The organism is uncultured Christiangramia sp., assembly GCF_913046405.1.
In the GTDB taxonomy this organism is placed as follows: domain Bacteria; phylum Bacteroidota; class Bacteroidia; order Flavobacteriales; family Flavobacteriaceae; genus Christiangramia; species Christiangramia marina.
The window spans coordinates 13,553-31,355 of record NZ_CAJWRQ010000021.1 but is presented as its reverse complement, the minus strand read 5'-3'; the positions used below and the strand labels follow the sequence as shown (position 1 = coordinate 31,355).

16 protein-coding genes and 1 tRNA gene are annotated in these 17,803 nt (G+C 38.1%); 8 read left to right on the top strand and 9 right to left on the bottom strand.

Annotated elements, in window-relative coordinates; all coding sequences use genetic code 11:
* Positions 1 to 154: 154 nt before the first annotated feature.
* Positions 155 to 1,834: a glutamine--tRNA ligase/YqeY domain fusion protein gene (locus tag QZ620_RS04625; RefSeq protein ID WP_295179539.1), complete on the bottom strand. Its 1,680-nt coding sequence runs from the start codon at positions 1,832 to 1,834 to the stop codon at positions 155 to 157.
* A gap of 110 nt (positions 1,835 to 1,944) precedes the next feature.
* Between QZ620_RS04625 and QZ620_RS04620 the strand changes: the two genes are divergently transcribed.
* The 3 genes from QZ620_RS04620 (at position 1,945) to QZ620_RS04610 (ending at position 3,180) form a co-directional block, all read left to right on the top strand.
* Positions 1,945 to 2,661, top strand: coding sequence for a ZIP family metal transporter (locus QZ620_RS04620; RefSeq protein ID WP_295179537.1), 717 nt, complete (start codon positions 1,945 to 1,947; stop codon positions 2,659 to 2,661).
* Positions 2,662 to 2,702: 41 nt separating this feature from the next.
* Positions 2,703 to 3,059, top strand: coding sequence for a dihydroneopterin aldolase (gene folB / locus QZ620_RS04615; protein ID WP_295179535.1), 357 nt, complete (start codon positions 2,703 to 2,705; stop codon positions 3,057 to 3,059).
* 50 nt (positions 3,060 to 3,109) lie between these two features.
* A tRNA-Cys gene (locus QZ620_RS04610) sits at positions 3,110 to 3,180 on the top strand.
* A gap of 32 nt (positions 3,181 to 3,212) precedes the next feature.
* On the opposite strand, the gene QZ620_RS04605 is transcribed toward QZ620_RS04610, so the two are convergent.
* Together QZ620_RS04605 and rnr are read right to left on the bottom strand one after the other, a co-directional pair.
* Positions 3,213 to 3,944: a LysE family transporter gene (locus QZ620_RS04605; RefSeq protein ID WP_295179533.1), complete on the bottom strand. Its 732-nt coding sequence runs from the start codon at positions 3,942 to 3,944 to the stop codon at positions 3,213 to 3,215.
* A gap of 86 nt (positions 3,945 to 4,030) precedes the next feature.
* On the bottom strand, positions 4,031 to 6,229 hold the full coding sequence (gene rnr, locus QZ620_RS04600; RefSeq protein WP_295179531.1) for a ribonuclease R: 2,199 nt from the start codon (positions 6,227 to 6,229) through the stop codon (positions 4,031 to 4,033).
* A 218-nt stretch (positions 6,230 to 6,447) separates the two neighbouring features.
* On the opposite strand from rnr, the gene QZ620_RS04595 reads away from it, so the two are divergent.
* The 4 genes from QZ620_RS04595 to QZ620_RS04580 all read left to right on the top strand — a co-directional run bounded on the left by QZ620_RS04595 (position 6,448) and on the right by QZ620_RS04580 (position 8,292).
* On the top strand, positions 6,448 to 6,621 hold the full coding sequence (locus QZ620_RS04595; RefSeq protein WP_295179529.1) for a hypothetical protein: 174 nt from the start codon (positions 6,448 to 6,450) through the stop codon (positions 6,619 to 6,621).
* A 29-nt stretch (positions 6,622 to 6,650) separates the two neighbouring features.
* Entirely contained in the window at positions 6,651 to 6,893 is a 243-nt protein-coding gene (locus QZ620_RS04590) for a DUF2007 domain-containing protein (protein ID WP_295179528.1), read from the top strand.
* A gap of 515 nt (positions 6,894 to 7,408) precedes the next feature.
* Positions 7,409 to 7,843, top strand: a complete 435-nt coding sequence (gene rpiB / locus QZ620_RS04585; RefSeq protein WP_295179526.1) for a ribose 5-phosphate isomerase B — start codon at positions 7,409 to 7,411, stop codon at positions 7,841 to 7,843.
* Positions 7,844 to 7,851: 8 nt separating this feature from the next.
* A complete protein-coding gene (locus tag QZ620_RS04580; protein WP_295179541.1) occupies positions 7,852 to 8,292 on the top strand; it encodes a GNAT family N-acetyltransferase in 441 nt (146 codons plus the stop codon).
* A gap of 2 nt (positions 8,293 to 8,294) precedes the next feature.
* On the opposite strand, the gene QZ620_RS04575 is transcribed toward QZ620_RS04580, so the two are convergent.
* The 5 genes from QZ620_RS04575 to QZ620_RS04555 all read right to left on the bottom strand — a co-directional run bounded on the left by QZ620_RS04575 (position 8,295) and on the right by QZ620_RS04555 (position 14,827).
* Positions 8,295 to 9,923: a S41 family peptidase gene (locus tag QZ620_RS04575; protein ID WP_295179524.1), complete on the bottom strand. Its 1,629-nt coding sequence runs from the start codon at positions 9,921 to 9,923 to the stop codon at positions 8,295 to 8,297.
* Positions 9,907 to 10,296, bottom strand: a complete 390-nt coding sequence (rnpA, locus tag QZ620_RS04570; RefSeq protein WP_295179522.1) for a ribonuclease P protein component — start codon at positions 10,294 to 10,296, stop codon at positions 9,907 to 9,909. Before rnpA ends, QZ620_RS04575 begins: the two co-directional genes overlap by 17 nt.
* Before the next feature lie 77 nt (positions 10,297 to 10,373).
* Positions 10,374 to 12,269 carry a M1 family metallopeptidase gene (locus tag QZ620_RS04565; RefSeq protein WP_295179520.1) on the bottom strand — a complete coding sequence of 632 codons (1,896 nt, stop codon included), beginning with the start codon at positions 12,267 to 12,269 and terminating at the stop codon, positions 10,374 to 10,376.
* 1 nt (position 12,270) lies between these two features.
* Positions 12,271 to 13,956, bottom strand: coding sequence for a S8 family peptidase (locus QZ620_RS04560; RefSeq protein WP_295179518.1), 1,686 nt, complete (start codon positions 13,954 to 13,956; stop codon positions 12,271 to 12,273).
* A gap of 7 nt (positions 13,957 to 13,963) precedes the next feature.
* Positions 13,964 to 14,827: an MBL fold metallo-hydrolase gene (locus QZ620_RS04555; RefSeq protein ID WP_295179516.1), complete on the bottom strand. Its 864-nt coding sequence runs from the start codon at positions 14,825 to 14,827 to the stop codon at positions 13,964 to 13,966.
* A 167-nt stretch (positions 14,828 to 14,994) separates the two neighbouring features.
* On the opposite strand from QZ620_RS04555, the gene QZ620_RS04550 reads away from it, so the two are divergent.
* Positions 14,995 to 16,866, top strand: coding sequence for a sodium:proton antiporter (locus tag QZ620_RS04550; protein ID WP_295179514.1), 1,872 nt, complete (start codon positions 14,995 to 14,997; stop codon positions 16,864 to 16,866).
* Here QZ620_RS04550 and QZ620_RS04545 read toward each other — a convergent pair whose 3' ends face one another.
* Positions 16,867 to 17,625, bottom strand: coding sequence for a YebC/PmpR family DNA-binding transcriptional regulator (locus tag QZ620_RS04545; protein WP_295179512.1), 759 nt, complete (start codon positions 17,623 to 17,625; stop codon positions 16,867 to 16,869).
* Positions 17,626 to 17,803 lie beyond the last annotated feature (178 nt).

Here is a 17,803-nt window from a genome sequence, read left to right as displayed (position 1 = left end):
TGCTAATAATGTATTTCCTGTACTTGCCATAAGTTATTGATTTTAGGTTATTAAAGCTCAAAGATAGCGGTTGGTTTCACCCTAGCTTGTTAATAACCGGTTAATATGTTAAAACTTGAATGCTAAATTATTCTTAAATAGCAAGATAAACTGTCTAAGATTTAATTTTAGCCCAGGAATCACGCAAAGTTACAGTTCTATTGAAAACAGGCTTTTCAGTCGTGGAATCTTTGTCCACACAAAAATATCCTATTCTCTGGAACTGTACCTTATCTTCAGGTTTCGCATCCTTCAGGCCAGGTTCAAGGTAACCGGTGACTACTTTTAATGATTCCGGATTTACGAAATCAAGATAATCTCTTTCCTTATCCCCATCTGGTGCTTCTTCAGTAAATAACCTGTCATAGAGTCTAACTTCCGCTTCCACAGCATGTTTTACCGAAACCCAGTGTAAAGTACCTTTCACCTTCCGAAGCGATTCTTCAGAGCCGCTTCCACTTTTACTTTTTGGATCATAAGTAACGTGAATTTCAGTAATATTCCCTTCAGCATCCTTTACAACATCCTCACCTTTAATGATATATGCATTTTTAAGGCGTACTTCCTTTCCTAGTGTTAACCTGAAAAACTTACGGTTTGCACTTTCTTTAAAATCTTCTCTTTCAATGTATAATTCCCGTGAAAATGGAATTTCCCTGCTCCCGGCAGCTTCATCTTCAGGATTATTTTCAGCTTCCAGCCATTCTTCTTCTCCTTCAGGATAGTTAGTGATCACCAGTTTAACAGGATCCAGAACACCCATAACCCTTGGAGCTATTTTATTAAGATCTTCTCTAACACAGAATTCAAGGTGAGAAACATCAATCATATTCTCACGTTTTCCAACGCCAATCGAATCGGCAAACTTCCGGATAGCTCCAGCGGTATAACCTCTTCTACGCAATCCTGAAATTGTAGGCATTCTGGGATCATCCCAGCTGTCTACAAAACCTTTTTCTACAAGTTGTAATAATTTACGCTTACTTACAATAGTATGACTTAGGTTTCTACGTGCAAATTCTCGCTGTTTTGGCTCAAATTCACCTTGTTTGCTGACTTTATTAAGAAACCAGTTGTATAATTCCCTATGCGGTAAAAACTCGAGAGTACAGAAGGAATGCGAAACATGCTCAATGAAATCTGACTGTCCATGCGCCCAATCGTACATTGGATAAATCTTCCAGTTATCTGCAGTGCGGTGGTGATCCTTATGCAAACAACGGTACATGATCGGGTCACGCATTAGCATATTTGAAGAAGACATATCGATCTTTGCGCGAAGTACATGTCCCCTTTCAGGAGTATCGCCATTCTTCATCTGTTCAAAAAGCTCCAGATTTTCTTCTACTGAACGCTTTCTATACGGACTTTCCTTTCCAGGTTCGGTAGGTGTTCCCTTCTGCTCTGCTATTTCTTCTGAAGTCTGGCTATCTACATAAGCATCGCCATTTTTGATCATTTCTACTGCCCAGTCATAAAGTTTCTGGAAATAATCTGAAGCATAACATTCCTCAGCCCATTTGAATCCCAACCACTCGATATCTCTTTTAATAGCATCTACATACTCCTGCTCTTCTTTTGCGGGATTCGTATCATCAAATCTTAAATTTACAGGCGCATTATATTTTTCACCCAATCCAAAATTTAAACAAATCGAGGATGCGTGACCAATATGCAAATACCCATTAGGTTCAGGAGGAAACCTGAATTTAAGTTCTTCTCTTGAATAATTAGAATTAAGATCTTCTTCTATGATCTGCTCAATAAAATTGAGGGACTTTTTAGCTTCTGCCATAACCTGTTTTAATAAGCTGCAAATTTATCAAATTTTAAATCGATAAAGACAGCATGCTAACAATAGTATCTTTAAAATTAATAACTTGGATTAAATTCAAGAATTATAAAATGGATGACCTGTATAAAATCATACTATACTCAGCATTTTCGGGGATTACAGTATTTATTGGGGGCTTACTTTCCAAATACTTTGGAAGCAATCCAGACAACACAAATCGAAGGAAAGAAATAAACCATTTCATTACGGCTTTTGGAGGAGGTATTCTTATGGGTGCCGTTGCTCTGGTATTAATTCCAAGAGGAATGGAAGATCTGGATCTCACGGTTCTGCTCTTAGCTTTTATAGCCGGTGCGCTGATTGTGTTTTTAATAGACCGGAAACTAGAAAGATCTGGAAGTACTTTATCGCAATTACTGGCAATGCTGTTAGATTTTATTCCTGAAGCGATAGCATTAGGTGCAATATTCGCGACAAATCCTAAGACTGGTATTCTACTGGCCGTATTCATTGGCTTACAGAATTTACCTGAATCTTTCAATTCCTACCAGGATCTTATAAAATCTGGGATGAAATCGAAAAAAGCACTTACAATTCTGTTTGTCTTGAGCTTCAGCGGAGTTTTAGGTGCGCTACTCGGTTATGAATTTCTAACAAACCTGCCTGAAATTACGGCCTTTCTTATGGTATTTGCCGGTGGTGGAATATTATATCTCATATTTCAGGATATCGCTCCGAATGTAAAGCTAAAACGAGCATGGATACCCGCTTTAGGTGCAAATCTTGGTTTTTTAATTGGGATGATTGGAGAAAAATTAATTCAATAATTATTCTATTCTTCAGGAAACATATCTTTGTAAAAAAAGTTTTGGGAGTAATCACACTTAAGAACATTAGAACTTTCGCTTATCATGGATGTCTTGATGAAGAAAGTAAAATTGGAAGCGAATACCAGGTAGACCTTAAAGTTTCTGGAGATCTCTCCCATTCTGCAAAGACAGATGAACTTAAAGATACCATTGACTATGTTCATCTAAATCATATTGTTAAGCAGGAAATGGCAATTCGATCCAAATTACTGGAAACGGTTGCTGATAGGATTTTAACCCGTATTCTTAGCGAACTAATTATGGTTCAGCAAGCTGAAGTAGAAGTTTCCAAGATCAACCCACCAATTGGAGGTAATGTTGCTATGGTTACTGTAAGCATGCAGAAATCAAGGTAGATTTTAGTTTTCATACTTAAATTTTTTATTACATTTGCCATCCCGCAAAGGGCATCGTGGCCGAGTGGCTAGGCAGAGGTCTGCAAAACCTTGTACAGCGGTTCGAATCCGCTCGATGCCTCAAAAAAAAGCTTCCTAAATCAGGAAGCTTTTTTATTTCTGATCTTTTGTTTTAGTAAAATCCAGATCACCAATTAAAGAATCACTTGGTGTAATTTCTTCGATCTGATCTTTGATCTCATCTACCTGGTCTGGAAAGAGTCCCTGAAAGATTAAAACCACCCCGAATATCACCAGTATACAACTAATGAACTTTTTCATGATATAGATTCGGTTAGGCGTTAATTTCCGATTCAGTTTTTTTGCCAGTAAGATCTTGGCGACATCTACAATTAGATAAGTGATAAGCACTGTAGCAATAAACACTCCTATTCTATCCATCTGCATATCCAGCTTAGGACCAAAAACAATGATCACTCCCAGCCAGAAACCAAGCACTCCAATATTTATAAAATTCAGTAGAAAACCTTTTGCGAACAAGCTGAAATAAGCACTTTTTCCTAGTTTTCTAATTTCAGGAGTCTTATCATCTGTTTGCAGAGATTTCTTCGATTGTACAAAGGTCATCAAGCCATAAGTAGCGAGGATCATGCCGCCAAAAATGAACAAAGCTGGATCATCTTTGAGACTTTCCAATAGCTTGGTGGTGCTAAAGTAGGCGATGGTTATAAATACACAATCAGCGAAGATAACCCCAAAATCCAATGCAATAGCGGCTCTAAACCCTTTTATAGCAGCGGTTTCCAGTAATACAAAAAAAACCGGTCCAAATAGAAAAGCCAGAAAGAAACCTAAGGGTAAGGCAGCTAAAACGTCCTGTAACATACAGTTAAGTTGTTTTGCAAATGTAAACTTTTTGTGGTTTTAAAGTAAATATAGCAGTTAAAGCCTGAATGCGATACTTTTTCCTACTAATTTGCTTCTACATCTGCTCTGCTACCTAATAAAGTGAAATCTAAATGACGTTTGACCAGGTCTGCATTTTTAACTTTGACGTAAACCTCATCACCTAAAGTGAAAGTTTTACCGGTACGTTTGCCTGTTACAGCGAACTCATCAGCATCATACTCATAATGATCATCGTTCATATCACGCAACCTTATCATTCCTTCACATTTATTTTCAACGATCTCCACGAAGATTCCCCAATCTGTAACTCCAGAAATTACGCCCAGAAATTCTTCATCCTGATGATCCATCATGAATTTAACCTGCATGAACTTTATGGAATCTCGTTCTGCACTGGTTGCAAGATACTCGCGATCACTACTATGGTTACATTTGTCTTCGTACTCCTCTTCACTAGCAGATTTATGACCATCCAGGTAATGTTGAAGCAATCTATGCACCATGACATCCGGATACCTTCTAATTGGAGAAGTAAAATGAGTATAATGATCAAAGGCTAAACCATAATGTCCGATATTATCAGTGCCGTAATAGGCCTTGCTCATGGTACGAATAGCTAAAGTATCCACCATGTTCTGTTCTTTTTTACCCTGCACATCTTCCAGAAGTTTATTTAAAGAACTGGTCGTGGAATTACGGTCTGTAAGGTTCAGTTTATGACCAAACCTGCCTACTATACTTTGTAATGAAGCAAGTTTGTCTTCATTAGGTTCATCATGACATCTGTATACAAAAGTCTTTTTCGGCTTCTGTTTACCAATAAATTCAGCCACTTTTCGGTTGGCGAGTAACATGAATTCCTCGATAAGTTTATTCGCATCCTTGGCAGTTTTAAAGAAAACTCCTACTGGTTCATTTTCTTCGTTAAGGTTGAACTTCACTTCTACCTTGTCAAAAGAAATCGCACCATTTCGCATGCGACGACTTCTCATCTTCTTAGCAAGCCTGTCCAGTGTGGAAATAGCATCTACTATTTCACCACTAACAGTATAGGCATCTTCACGAATTGAAATGTCTTTTGGAATACTCCCAGCATTCGTTTCGATAATATGTTGAGCTTCTTCATAAGCAAAACGCTCGTCTGAATAAGTCACAGTTCTTCCAAACCACTGATCTTTTACCTCAAGCTTATCGTTCATTTCAAAAACTGCAGAAAAAGTAAATTTTTCCTCATTCGGTCTTAATGAACAGGCGTTGTTCGAGAGTATTTCAGGAAGCATAGGTACTACGCGATCCACCAAATACACTGATGTTGCACGTTCGTAAGCCTCATCGTCGAGAATAGTTCCAGGTTGCAGGTAGTGCGATACATCTGCTATATGAATTCCTATCTCGTAATTGCCATTTTCAAGTTTTCTGAAGCTTAAAGCATCATCAAAATCCTTTGCATCTTTTGGATCTATCGTAAAAGTCAGGATATCGCGCATATCCCTTCTTTTAGCAATCTCATCTTTGTTGATTGAAGTATCTATCTTATTAGCGTATTCTTCCACTTCTTCCGGAAAATCATGAGGAAGACCATATTGGGCAAGAATAGAATGAATTTCTGTATTATGTTCTCCTGGAGTACCAAGTACCCTGGTGATCGTAGCAAAAGGCGAATCTGCCTTATCCGGCCACTCTTCGAACTGGATTACTACTTTGTCTCCATCTTCAGCACCGTTCATTTTGTTCGCCGAAACAAAGAAATCTGTGTACATGGATTTATCGTCCACTACCACAAATCCAAAATCTTTTTTCTTCTGAAGCGTTCCAACAAACTCTGTTCGCTTACGCTTGGTGATATTTACAACTTCACCTTCACTTTTCTTATTGCGACGGCGATTGTAAATGTAGATTTCCACAGTATCACCATCAAAAGCAGACTTTAGGTCTTTATTCGCGATGAATATATCCTCATCAAATCCATCAACGATCGCATATCCATAACCTTTGGTGGTTAGATCAAGTACCGCGGTATGATAGTTCTTGGAGCCTTCGATCTTAAATTTCCCACGTTCAACTTCTTCAATTTCCTTTTTTGCAGTGAGTTGAGCTAGTTTTTTTATGATCTGGTTTCTACTACTGGCATCATTAACACCCAGTATAGAAGCAATTTGTTTGTAGTTATATGTTTTTCCCGAATTCTTTCTAAGTATATCCATAATACTTCGGGTGAGGTTGCCCTGTCCTTTGGGCTTATTCTTGTTCTGTTTCTTCATTCTCAAATAGTATGCGATAAAATTACGCCATAAAAATCAGTCTGCATCCTGTTGAGATTAAAGTTTTGTTAAGTTGAAAGAGTATTTAAATACCTAAAATACTAAGCATCAATATTTTATTTTAAATTAATTTTAGTTTTATTAAGATTTAATCTTAATTTTTTCTTAATTTTATTTTAACATTAGCAATCAGTTCATCGTTTAAATTTGCTAACAGAATGAAATTACATAGGTCCTCATCTTATACAGCGGTCTTTTTTCTGATCTTTTTGATCGGACTTATAATTTTTGTTACCATTATTAACAAATCACTAAACGAGAAAAGTGATCTTCTGAATACTACTTCCACTGAAACTCCTGTAATTACTTTAGTATCTGCTTCTAACGATTAATGCGTATCTTAGGGAACTAATTTTTTCCCATGAAAGACTACGTTTGCCTGGCAACTTTTACATATCCGCACGAGACATTAATTCTAAGATCCAGATTCACTGATGAAAATGTCATGCATTATTTTCAGAACGAAACTTTAGTTGGTCTAATTCCATTCAGTTCTTCTGCTTTTGGCGGAATAAAACTAATGGTTCATCCACAAGATGTTTCTAAAGGAAAAGAGATCCTTGACTCATTCAATGACAAATCTTCTTCTCTACGCATCGTATAGTTATGAACAGTATATACTATTATTATCTTTTCTTCTTTTTAAAAAAAAATTAAATGATGGTATATGATGGCGTGTTCATTTGTACAATAATTTTACTCCTACTTCCTTGTTATTTCAGTTGTAATTATTTGATAACAGTTTATCAACAAGGCTGTGAATAGCTAACTTATTGATATACTTAGGTTTTTAAGATTTACTTAACAGAAGTTCTTAAATTTTATTAATGCCTGTTTATTGAAAAGTTTACTATCAACAATTGTCAACAACCGAATTTGAAGTGCTCATAACTTGATAAGAAATAACCTACTTATAATTTGCTTTATTGATAGTAGTTCGAGTATTGTTATTAAAATCTTAAAAAGCAAATTTCTTTATCATTAAATCATCAGATGTTTTACACAATTGTATGTGGATTTTAAAGCCTTGAAAATGAGTCAAAACCTGAAAGTAATTAACATCGGGTTTTAAGCTTCTTAACTGCTTGTTTTTTTAACTTTGTCTCAAACAACACAACTATGAAAATATCTATAGGAAACGACCATGCAGGTACTGGTTATAAACAAATGATCCAATCTGCCCTGGAAAAAGAAGGTCACAAGCTTACCAATTATGGAACAAATGAAGAGGATAGTGTAGATTACCCAGATTTTGTTCATCCAGTTGCAAACGATGTGGAAAATGGAAATGCAGATCTTGGTATCATTATATGTGGTAGTGGAAATGGTGCTAATATGACCGCTAACAAGCATCAGGGTGTACGTTCTGCGTTATGCTGGACCGTTGAGATCGCTAAGCTAGCCCGGGAACATAATAACGCTAATATTCTTAGTATTCCCTCGCGTTTTGTTTCTGAACAGCTTGCAACAGAGATGGTAGAAGCATTCCTTAATACGAAATTCGAAGGCGGCCGTCATCAAAGAAGAATAGACAAGATTCCGGCCACTAAATAAGTATGGAATTGAATATTGAAATTAAAAAGTTCAGCGAACTGAGTCTCGCTGAACTTTATGCAATTTTACAACTACGTTCTGAAGTTTTTGTCGTGGAACAGGATTGTGTATATCAGGATATTGATGGTAAGGATGCTGAAGCTTTACATGTTCTGGGAACCAAAAACGGGAAGATCGTAGCGTATACTCGGTGTTTTGCTCCCGGATATTACTTTCCTGAAGCAGCTATTGGTCGTGTGATCGTAAAAGAATCTGAAAGAAAATTTGGATATGGACACGAGATCATGAAAGCTTCTGCCACTGCTATTTTTAAAAATTATAATACTTCAAATATTAAACTTTCTGCACAACAGTATTTGATTAAATTTTACGAATCTCACGGTTACCAATGTATAGGCGAAGGCTATCTTGAAGATGGTATTCCACATATAGCAATGATCAAAGATTAGTATTACTTCAGAATCTCAGCGTATTTATTTTCGCTATTCAGGATCTCCCTGGATTTGGCAATCTCTGGATTGTTCACCGTATAATATTCATACAGGCCTTCTTTATAGAAATATCTCTTTATGATCTCATCTTTAAGAAGGCTTATAATTTCAGGTTTTCTGAGTTCCAGCTGCTGTTTTTCATGTTGCTCCAGTTGGGATCTTATTCCTGAAGCTTCAAATTTCAATTCCAGATTTTCCTCTTCAGAGGTAGCAATTAATTCATCCAGTTCCTTTTCCGTAGCAGTTACATAATCAAAATCAGATCGTCTCAGGTATACTTTGAATTCCTGGAAATCTGCATCGTTGAAATCAAAATCATTCAGATCTTCTATCTTGTGTGAGTAATAATATTCCGTAGCATAATTAAAGATCGCATCCTGCAGTAATAATGCCTGCGTGATATCACTAAATTCGGAAGTTTCTAATTTTACATCTGGTAAAATTCCTCCACCATCATACACCTTACGCCCATTACGGGTATTAAATTCATTATAGTCTTCAACTTTAGTTCTAACTGCTTTGCCATTTTCATCCCGGCGACGATAGTCCAGCGCCTGTATACATCTTCCACTCGGAGTGTAATACCTGGAAATGGTAATTTTAAGCTGAGTTCCATAGGCTAATTCCCGTGGTCTTTGTACCAGCCCTTTTCCAAAGGATCTTGCCCCAACAATTACTCCTCTGTCCAGATCCTGTATTGCTCCGGCCACGATCTCACTGGCAGAAGCGCTACGCCCGTTTACCAGGACCACCAAAGGAATCTTAGTATCTATAGGTTCTCTCTGAGTATAATAATCCTTGTTATACTTTTCTATGGCAGATCGCGTGGTGACGATCAATTCATTTGCTGGAACAAAAATATTACTCACATTAATTGCTTCACTCAGTAATCCTCCCGGGTTCCCTCTTAGATCAAGAATGATCTTGTTAGCGCCCTGATTTTTTAGTTCTTTCAATGCTCTGGAAACTTCAGTTGAAGCTTTGGCATTAAACCTGGATAGAACGATATAACCTGTATTATCTTCGAGTAATTTGTAGAATGGCACTGCGCCAAGGTCTACAGATTCCCGTTTTAGCGAAGTTTTCTGTTCCTTTCCCTGTCTTACAAAGGTGATTTCCACGGCAATTTCAGAAGCGCCATTAAGCAGTTCTCCCGCATCATCTTTAAAATCTGCAACTCGTATATCCCCAATCTTAGTTATAAGATCTCCGGCTTTTAAACCGGCTTTATCTGCAGGATAATCTTTATAAGCTTCCACAATGGTGATTCCAGTAGCTCCATTTTTAACCGCTGCGCCAATCCCGGTGTATTCACCAGAATTATTGATCCTCGCTGCTTCCACATCCTGCTCATTCCAGTAGTTGGTATAAGGATCAAGATCTGTAAGCATTGATTTTATCGCAGAATCCATTAATTGTGCAGGATTTGTTTCATCAACATAATTCATGTTGATCTCCTTGAAAAGTGTCGTGAAGATCTCGATCTGTTTAGCGATCTCGAAAAAATCTGATTTAAAACTTACAGTTCCTATGAAAATTCCTGCAAGAAGAACAGGTAAAAAGATAAGGTTTTTAAAGTTCTTTTTCATGAGTCGGCTGTTTTTCTGAAAAGTTCTTCAGCAATTTGATCATATTCTTTTCCATTTTAGAATGATCGATCTCATCCCTGGAAATATATATGAACATAAAAGCATGAGAAATTGCAAGATCGCTGGTAACAAGGTACTTATTTTTTCTGAAAGCTTCGCGCATCAACCGTTTGATCCTGTTGCGTTTTACTGCTGTTTTCACCAGTTTTTTAGGTACCGAAACTCCTGTTTTTAATTCTGGTTTATCTGAAGTCTGGATCGGGGCATAGATAAGTTTCAGCGGATAACTTTTCAGATTTCTACCTTCAGCAAAGAGCAGATCTATATGCTTTTTGCTTTTTAATTTTTCCAACTTTCCGAAGCTCTGATCCATGTTTCAAAAGTACCAATACTTTCAAATAAAAAAACCCTTCCGTAGAGAAAGGGTTTTATAATATTTCCTGATAGAGTTTATTCTTCTCCTTCTTCTTCGGAAGACTCTCCGTCTTTGTTCCAAACATTATCTGAAGGATTTACGTCTGCCATCATTTTCGAACTATCAATTTCTATAGTAACAATGTCTTTGGCGGCATCGATCTCCAATTCGTAGGTAGGGAATCCCCAGGCCCAGTCTTCAGCTACAGTTCTATCTTCACCTTCACGTGCTTCTTTCTCCCAACGCATCATTTCCAGAGGGATATAGTAGGTTTTCTTAGAACCATCGGCATAGGTTACATCAATATCTATAGGCATTGGCATTAATCCATTTCTTTTCAAAGATACAGTTGCCTTGGCATCCTTCATTTCAACACCATCTATTGCGTAATCGATCGTATTGGTGGTTTGTGTCCAATCCATTAAATACCAGTCCAGCTCTGCTCCAGAAACCTTTTCAGCAATTCTAATGAAATCGTTTGGCGTTGGATGTTTGAATTTCCATTCATCATAGTATCTGTTCAAGGTTTTTGAAAGATTCTCTTCACCTATGATGTAACCAAGTTGCGCCAGAAATACCGCCCCTTTTGAATATGCAGAAGTTCCATAAAGGGCATTCAGTTCATACCTGTCGGCATGCGTAGATTGCGGTTGCTCTCTTCCTGAATTCGCCAGGTACTGGTATCCTCTGTAAGAACCAGTGTGCGGATTCTCCTTATTTTCTCCAAGTATTACATTTTCAGCTTCCGAAGAAATGTAAGAGGTAAAACCTTCATCCATCCATTCGTGTTTACTTTCATTAGTAGCCATTAAATGCTGAAACCATGCATGCGCCATTTCATGAGCAGTAACGCCAACAAGACTCCCAAAAGAGCGTTCCCCAGTGATTAGAGTAAGCATCGCATACTCCATTCCACCATCTCCACCCTGTACTACAGAGTATTGATCCCATGGATATGGTCCAATATGTTCGTTGAAATACAGAAGTAATTCTGCTGTTTTTGGCTGAAGATTTTTCCAGTTCTCTTTAATATCTTCATTGTCCTTATAAAGGAAATGTAGTACGGTACCATCTTCAGCTACTAACTTATCATGGATGTACTCAGGATCTGCTGCCCAGGTAAAATCATGAACTTTAGGTGCTTTGAAATGCCAGGTTAGCTTGTCCCCTTTTTTTCTCTTTACCTTAGTTCCTTCTTCTTCGTAGTTGTATCCGATTTCCTGAGGATTTTGAAGATATCCTGTACTTCCCAGGATATAATCCTTATCGATACTAATCTTTACATCAAAATCTCCCCATACTCCATGAAATTCACGGGCAACATAAGGATCTGCATGCCATCCCTGGAAGTCATATTCTGCCAGTTTAGGATACCACTGACTCATAGAAAGCGCTACACCTTCAGAGCTGTTTCTACCAGATCTTCTAATCTGTTCCGGAACCTGACCTTCAAATTCCATGTTGAATTTTACTTTTTTACCAGGAAGAATTGGCTCAGCAAGTTCTACTTCCAGAACAGTTCCAACTTCTTCATAATCTAATGCAGTTCCATCCTGAGTTAGAGAGTTTACTCTCAAATAACCAATCTGGTCTTCAGAAAGATCACTAATACGGCTTACTCTTTTTGGTTCTTCCTCAGTACCTTCATTTCTAACCATTCTACCATCTGGATCTACAATACTTTCCAGTCTGGCATTCATTTCTGAACCTGGCTGAAAGGCATTAAAGTACAGGTGATAAAAAACTCGGTTAAGAGTGTCTGGGGAATTGTTGGTATAGGTCAATTCCTGAGTACCGGTGAATTTGAAATTCTCCACATTTACATCCACATCCATTTTGTAATCTACATGCTGCTGCCAGTAGGAAGTGTTGTTCTGTGCCTGAATTACTCCGGCGGTAAGTAGTATTAAGCTGAAAAAAATATTCTTCATTCTAGTTATTTTTTGAAATTTGATCTGCTAAAATTAAGGCGTTATATAGATTAGCCATTTTTCCTGAAGTTGAAATAGTCTGGAATTTTTTAGTATTACTGGTATCTCCACCAAGTACTACAGTTGCTTTTGTAGAAATACCACTATCCATGATTATTTGTTTTACCTGCCCCGCAGATAATTTTGGGTAATAACCTCTTATGATCGCCGCGATTCCTGCAACTGCTGGTGATGCCATAGAAGTTCCCTGAAGATACTCGTAAGTATCGTTTGGTGTTGTAGACCAGATCTTGGTTCCAGGCGCGAAAACATCTACGTTAGTAGCTCCATAGTTAGAAAATGTCGCGATAAGATTCGCTCCATACTCATAATTCAATGCACCAACTGTTAGAAAATTATCACTGATCTCTGTAGTTTCCTGCGGATTCTGGTCGTTAGGATAAACCCTTTTTTTGTCAAGATCTATTCCTTCATTTCCAGCGGCATTTACGATAAGAACATCTTTATCTGCCGCATATTTTATGGCATCGATCACCCATTCCGGGTTTTGAGAAAAGTATTTTCCAAAACTTGTATTGATGACTTTCGCCCCGTTATCCACGGCATAACGAATTCCCAGTGCGATGTCTTTATCATACTCATCACCATCTGGCACAGCTCTTACTGCCATGATCTTAGCATTGCTGGCAACTCCTTTAAGCCCTACGGAATTATTTCTGTTAGCTGCAATGATCCCGGCAACGTGTGTTCCATGCTTGGCATCTTCTTTCTTTGGATCTGGTCCTGAAACTTTGTTGTTTCCATAGTTGGTATCGGTGATATCATAAGGATCGTCACCCACAACAGCTCTACCATCCAGGTTTAGATTAAAGTGAGTATCAAGACGACCACCGAAATATTCCACACCTTCATTGATCTCCTTGATCACTTCTGGTATACTCTCGTTCACGTTGCTCTGCATTTGCCCAACGATCATTTTTGCCTGTTGCAGTTCCTGGGTTTCAGGTTTGAAATCCAATACCTGCTTTTTAGTATAATCTTCAGTTCCCAGAGCTTTGGTCATAGCTGCATGTGCATTTTTCACCTGCTGTAGGATCTGGGTATACTGCTGCTGAGTTTGCTGAGCTTCCTGGTATTCCTTATCGTATTCTTTTTTAGCTTCCAGGTACATATTGTATTCTTCCCTGTCTGCAGTGCTTATGCTACTCTGGGATTTCCCTTCATATTTGGGTTTTAATCGCTTGATGATACGAGTAAACTCCATGTTTTCTTCCACGGCATCCCCTAGAAAGTTCCAGCCATGCACATCATCAATAAAACCATTATTATCATCATCTTTTCCATTTCCAGCGATCTCGTCCTTATTAGTCCAGATCACCCCTTGCAGATCTTCGTGTGTAATATCTATACCGCTGTCCACAACTCCTACGATAACCGTTGAAGGTTTGTTGTTTTTAATAATTTCAGCATAGGCTCTATCCACGCTCATTCCCGGAATAGTGTCCCTGGAAAGATCTGAATTGGTCCAGTCTTTCAACTGGGCATCTGTAAGGTCCTTTACTTTTAAAGGAATAGAATCAATATTGCTTACTGGTGTGGAAACTACTCTTGGAGCAGTACTGCTACATGCAGTTAAAGCGCCGGCTGCCAGGATGGTCAGGAACGGCTTATAAACAGGTATTCTCATAGTTGTTTTAATTGAATAATTCGTTGAAGGTATAAGTCTGATCGTGTCTTACTCCCTTTTCGGTATTTTTTAGAGTTATTATTTCATTATGAGCGTCATGCTCCATGAACAGGTAATAATTTTCATTTGCTGCTGTTTGCAGAAATTTCTCTTTTTCAGCAAGCGTTAATAGTGGTCTGGTATCAAAGCCCATGACATAAGGTAAGGGAATATGTCCCACGGTTGGAAGAAGATCTGCCATAAAAACCAGTTTCTTACCCTTGTAGTCAATATGCGGAATCATTTGCTTATCTGTATGTCCGTCTACCAGAAGCGATTCGAAGCCAAGATGATCTGCTTTGCAAAATTCACTGTTTCCCTCCCGCTCCACGAAATGAAGTTTTCCGCTTTGTTCCATTGGAAGAATATTTTCTTTCAGAAATGAAGCTTTTTCGCGTGCATTTGGATTCGTAGCCCATTCCCAGTGATCTTCATTGCTCCAGAACCTGGCATTATTGAATGCCGGTTCATAACCTGTACGTTCTTTATTCCACTGGATACAACCTCCACAATGGTCAAAATGCAGGTGAGTCATAAAAATATCTGTAATATCATCACGATGAAAACCATGCTCCTTAAGTGAACTATCTATAGTATGCTCACCCCAAGGGTAGTAATAGCTAAAGAATTTTTCACTTTGCTTATCACCCATTCCGGTATCAATTAGAATAAGTTTATCACCATCCTCAATGAGCAAACATCGGGCAGCAATATCGATCATATTATTCGAGTCGGCAGGATTGGTACGGGTCCAGAGACTTTTCGGGACCACTCCAAACATAGCTCCACCATCTAATTTAAAATTTCCGGCTTGTATAGGATAAAGGGTCATTCAGAATAAATTTGAAGATTTCTCCGCAAAATAGAAAATCTCATAGCTAATTCGAATTATTTTCTAAATGATTTAACAGCCTCGTAATAATGTTAGGCTTTTAATAATAAGCTTTGATAGTAAAACATTTTTAATATTTTTAGCAATCTTAAGCAAATACAGAATCTATGGTTGAATTGGCAGGAATAGTGATCCTTGGGATATTGGCACAGTGGGCAGCATGGCGGTTTAAGATCCCTGCTATTTTGCCATTAATACTTGTAGGTCTTGCTGTAGGACCAATTTCTACTTTTTTTACTGAAGATGGTTCCAAAATTATTGAACCAATCTGGAATGGTGAGTCCGGACTATTTCCTGGTGAAAGCCTTTTCTATTTCGTTTCCCTGGCGATCGGGATCATTCTTTTCGAAGGTGGATTAACACTGCGGAAGGGCGAAATTCTTAATGTTGGCCCGGTGATCATCAAGTTGATAACCATAGCCGTGATCGTTACTTTCTTTGGAGCCGGTGTGGCAGCATACCTGATATTTGACCTTAGCTGGCAGATCTCTTTCTTATTTGCGGCGCTTATCATTGTAACCGGTCCTACCGTTATTACCCCTATTCTTCGGAATATTCCCTTAAAGTCTGATATCTCAACTATTCTGAAATGGGAAGGAATTCTAATCGATCCTATTGGTGCACTTGTAGCGGTATTAATGTTTGAGTTTATTAGCGCTGGTACCGGAACAGAATTCACAGAAACAGCATTGATAGAATTTGGAAAGATCGTCCTGTTTGGATTTACCTTTGGATTCACCTTTGCTCACGCTCTGGCTTTTGCCATCAAAAAGAATGTGATCCCTCATTATTTACTGAATGTTCTAACGCTAGCAACCGTGCTGGGAGTTTTTGTACTGGCAGATCTTTTCGCACATGAAAGCGGACTGTTAGCCGTGGTAGTAATGGGAATGGTGATGGGAAACATCAACCTTCCAAACCTGAAAGAATTACTTTATTTTAAAGAATCTCTAAGCGTACTGCTTATTTCGATCCTGTTCATACTACTTGCTGCGAATATCAATGTTGAAGATTTGATGCTGGTTTATGATATCAAAGCATTGATCCTGTTTGCTACGGTGGTACTCATCGTTAGACCTCTGGGCGTATTTGTGAGCAGTATAGGCTCTTCACTTAAATTCAACGAAAAACTATTTATAAGCTGGGTTGGACCACGTGGTATCGTAGCCGCAGGTATCGCTTCTCTCTTCGGAATTGAACTTTCTAATCAAGGCGTTCCTGGAGCAGAATATATCACTCCGCTTGTGTTTATGATCGTACTGGGAACAGTTCTTCTGAATGCGACCACAGCCCGATTATTTGCTCAATTGGTGGGAGTTTTTCTGAAGAATTCTCAGGGAATCTTAATCATTGGAGCATCTACTATTTCAAGATTGATTGGTAGTTATCTGAAGAAGAACAACAGACATGTAGTCTTGGTTGATAGTAATGGCACAAATATTAAAAAAGCACAGGAACTTGGATTGGATGCGATCCAGGAAAATGTTTATTCAGATGATCTTATCAATAATATTGAATTAAGTGATATCGGTTACTTGATGGCCATGACTGGAAATACGGAAGTAAACCTGAATGCCATTGAAAAGTTCAGAAAGCATTTTGGAGAAAATGGGTCTTTTAGAGTAGTTTCTTCAGATGAAATGTATGATCCTGAAAACAATCCTAAAGAAGGACTGTTCTCGCAAACCGATGATTATATTAAGCTAACAAATCTTGCCAGAAAGTATCCTTCAATTCATGAAATTGAACTGAATTCCAAGGAGCACTATGAAGGGCTTATAGAGATAAGTAAAACCGATTCTGATATCATTCCACTATTTGTAAAAGATGAGGAAGGAGAACTTAGTATTATTCCTTCTAACAGCCTGGAAGTAGAAATTGAGGAAGGTTTTATGATGGTTTATCTTGGAAAGGAACTGGAAACAGGAGACAGCGAAGAAAAAGAGAACATTGAAAGGAATATCCAGGAGGAAAATTAATTACTCCTCCTCTAATTTTTCAATTAGTTCATCGGTCACTTCCAGTGTATGAAATACGTTCTGAACGTCATCGTCATCTTCAAATTTTTCGATGAGGTTCAAGATTTTGATAGCATCTTCCACTGGCAATTCAGTAGTATTTAAAGGTATACGCTGTACTTCAGAATTTTTAGGTTCTATTTTAAGTTCTTCAAGTTTTGAAGACATCATTCCAAAATCATTGAAATCTGTATAAACTGTTAGATAATCGTCTTCCTTATCAAAACTTGATGCACCACCTTCAATAAGCTCCAGTTCCAGTTCTTCAAGTTCTATTTCGATATTTTTATTTTCTAATACAAAAACTCCTTTTTTATCAAAAAGAAACTCCAGAGAACCATTGGTGCCTAGACTTCCGCCATTTTTAGTGAAGATGGAACGAACTGAAGCTACAGTTCTATTGGTATTATCTGTTGTAGCTTCCACAAAAATGGCAATTCCATTTGGTCCATAGCCTTCAAAAGTGACCACTTCATAATGATCGGCATCTGCGCCACTAGCCTTCTTGATCGCACGTTCTATGGTATCCTTGGGTATATTGACGCCTTTGGCATTCTGGATGGCATTACGCAAGGCGGGATTAGCTTCAGGATCTGGTCCTCCGCCTTCTTTTACGGCAACTGTGATCTCTTTGATCGCCCTGGTGAATTGCTTCGCTCTTTTCTTGTCCTGAGCTCCTTTACGATGCTTGATATTTGCCCATTTGCTATGTCCAGCCATTTGTAGTCTGTAGTTTTTGGTTTGTAGTCGATAGATTTTCTATCGAAAAATCCCTTATCACAAAATTAAAAAAATGGAGCAGAATGAATAAAAGAAGAAGACCTCACAAGTTTTGAAACCTGTGAGGTCTGTTTAATTTTTGCGTTAGGGATAGCAGTGGCAGCTTTTTGGAAGCCTT

Bases quoted from the DNA above. Each gene is read 5' to 3' on its own strand.
- QZ620_RS04625 (WP_295179539.1), bottom strand. From the start codon at position 1,834: ATGGCAGAAGCTAAAAAGTCCCTCAATTTTATTGAGCAGATCATAGAA.
- QZ620_RS04620 (WP_295179537.1), top strand. From the start codon at position 1,945: ATGGATGACCTGTATAAAATCATACTATACTCAGCATTTTCGGGGATT.
- QZ620_RS04605 (WP_295179533.1), bottom strand. From the start codon at position 3,944: ATGTTACAGGACGTTTTAGCTGCCTTACCCTTAGGTTTCTTTCTGGCT.
- rnr (WP_295179531.1), bottom strand. From the start codon at position 6,229: ATGAAGAAACAGAACAAGAATAAGCCCAAAGGACAGGGCAACCTCACC.
- QZ620_RS04595 (WP_295179529.1), top strand. From the start codon at position 6,448: ATGAAATTACATAGGTCCTCATCTTATACAGCGGTCTTTTTTCTGATC.
- QZ620_RS04590 (WP_295179528.1), top strand. From the start codon at position 6,651: ATGAAAGACTACGTTTGCCTGGCAACTTTTACATATCCGCACGAGACA.
- rpiB (WP_295179526.1), top strand. From the start codon at position 7,409: ATGAAAATATCTATAGGAAACGACCATGCAGGTACTGGTTATAAACAA.
- QZ620_RS04575 (WP_295179524.1), bottom strand. From the start codon at position 9,923: ATGAAAAAGAACTTTAAAAACCTTATCTTTTTACCTGTTCTTCTTGCA.
- rnpA (WP_295179522.1), bottom strand. From the start codon at position 10,296: ATGGATCAGAGCTTCGGAAAGTTGGAAAAATTAAAAAGCAAAAAGCAT.
- QZ620_RS04565 (WP_295179520.1), bottom strand. From the start codon at position 12,269: ATGAAGAATATTTTTTTCAGCTTAATACTACTTACCGCCGGAGTAATT.
- QZ620_RS04560 (WP_295179518.1), bottom strand. From the start codon at position 13,956: ATGAGAATACCTGTTTATAAGCCGTTCCTGACCATCCTGGCAGCCGGC.
- QZ620_RS04555 (WP_295179516.1), bottom strand. From the start codon at position 14,827: ATGACCCTTTATCCTATACAAGCCGGAAATTTTAAATTAGATGGTGGA.
- QZ620_RS04550 (WP_295179514.1), top strand. From the start codon at position 14,995: ATGGTTGAATTGGCAGGAATAGTGATCCTTGGGATATTGGCACAGTGG.
- QZ620_RS04545 (WP_295179512.1), bottom strand. From the start codon at position 17,625: ATGGCTGGACATAGCAAATGGGCAAATATCAAGCATCGTAAAGGAGCT.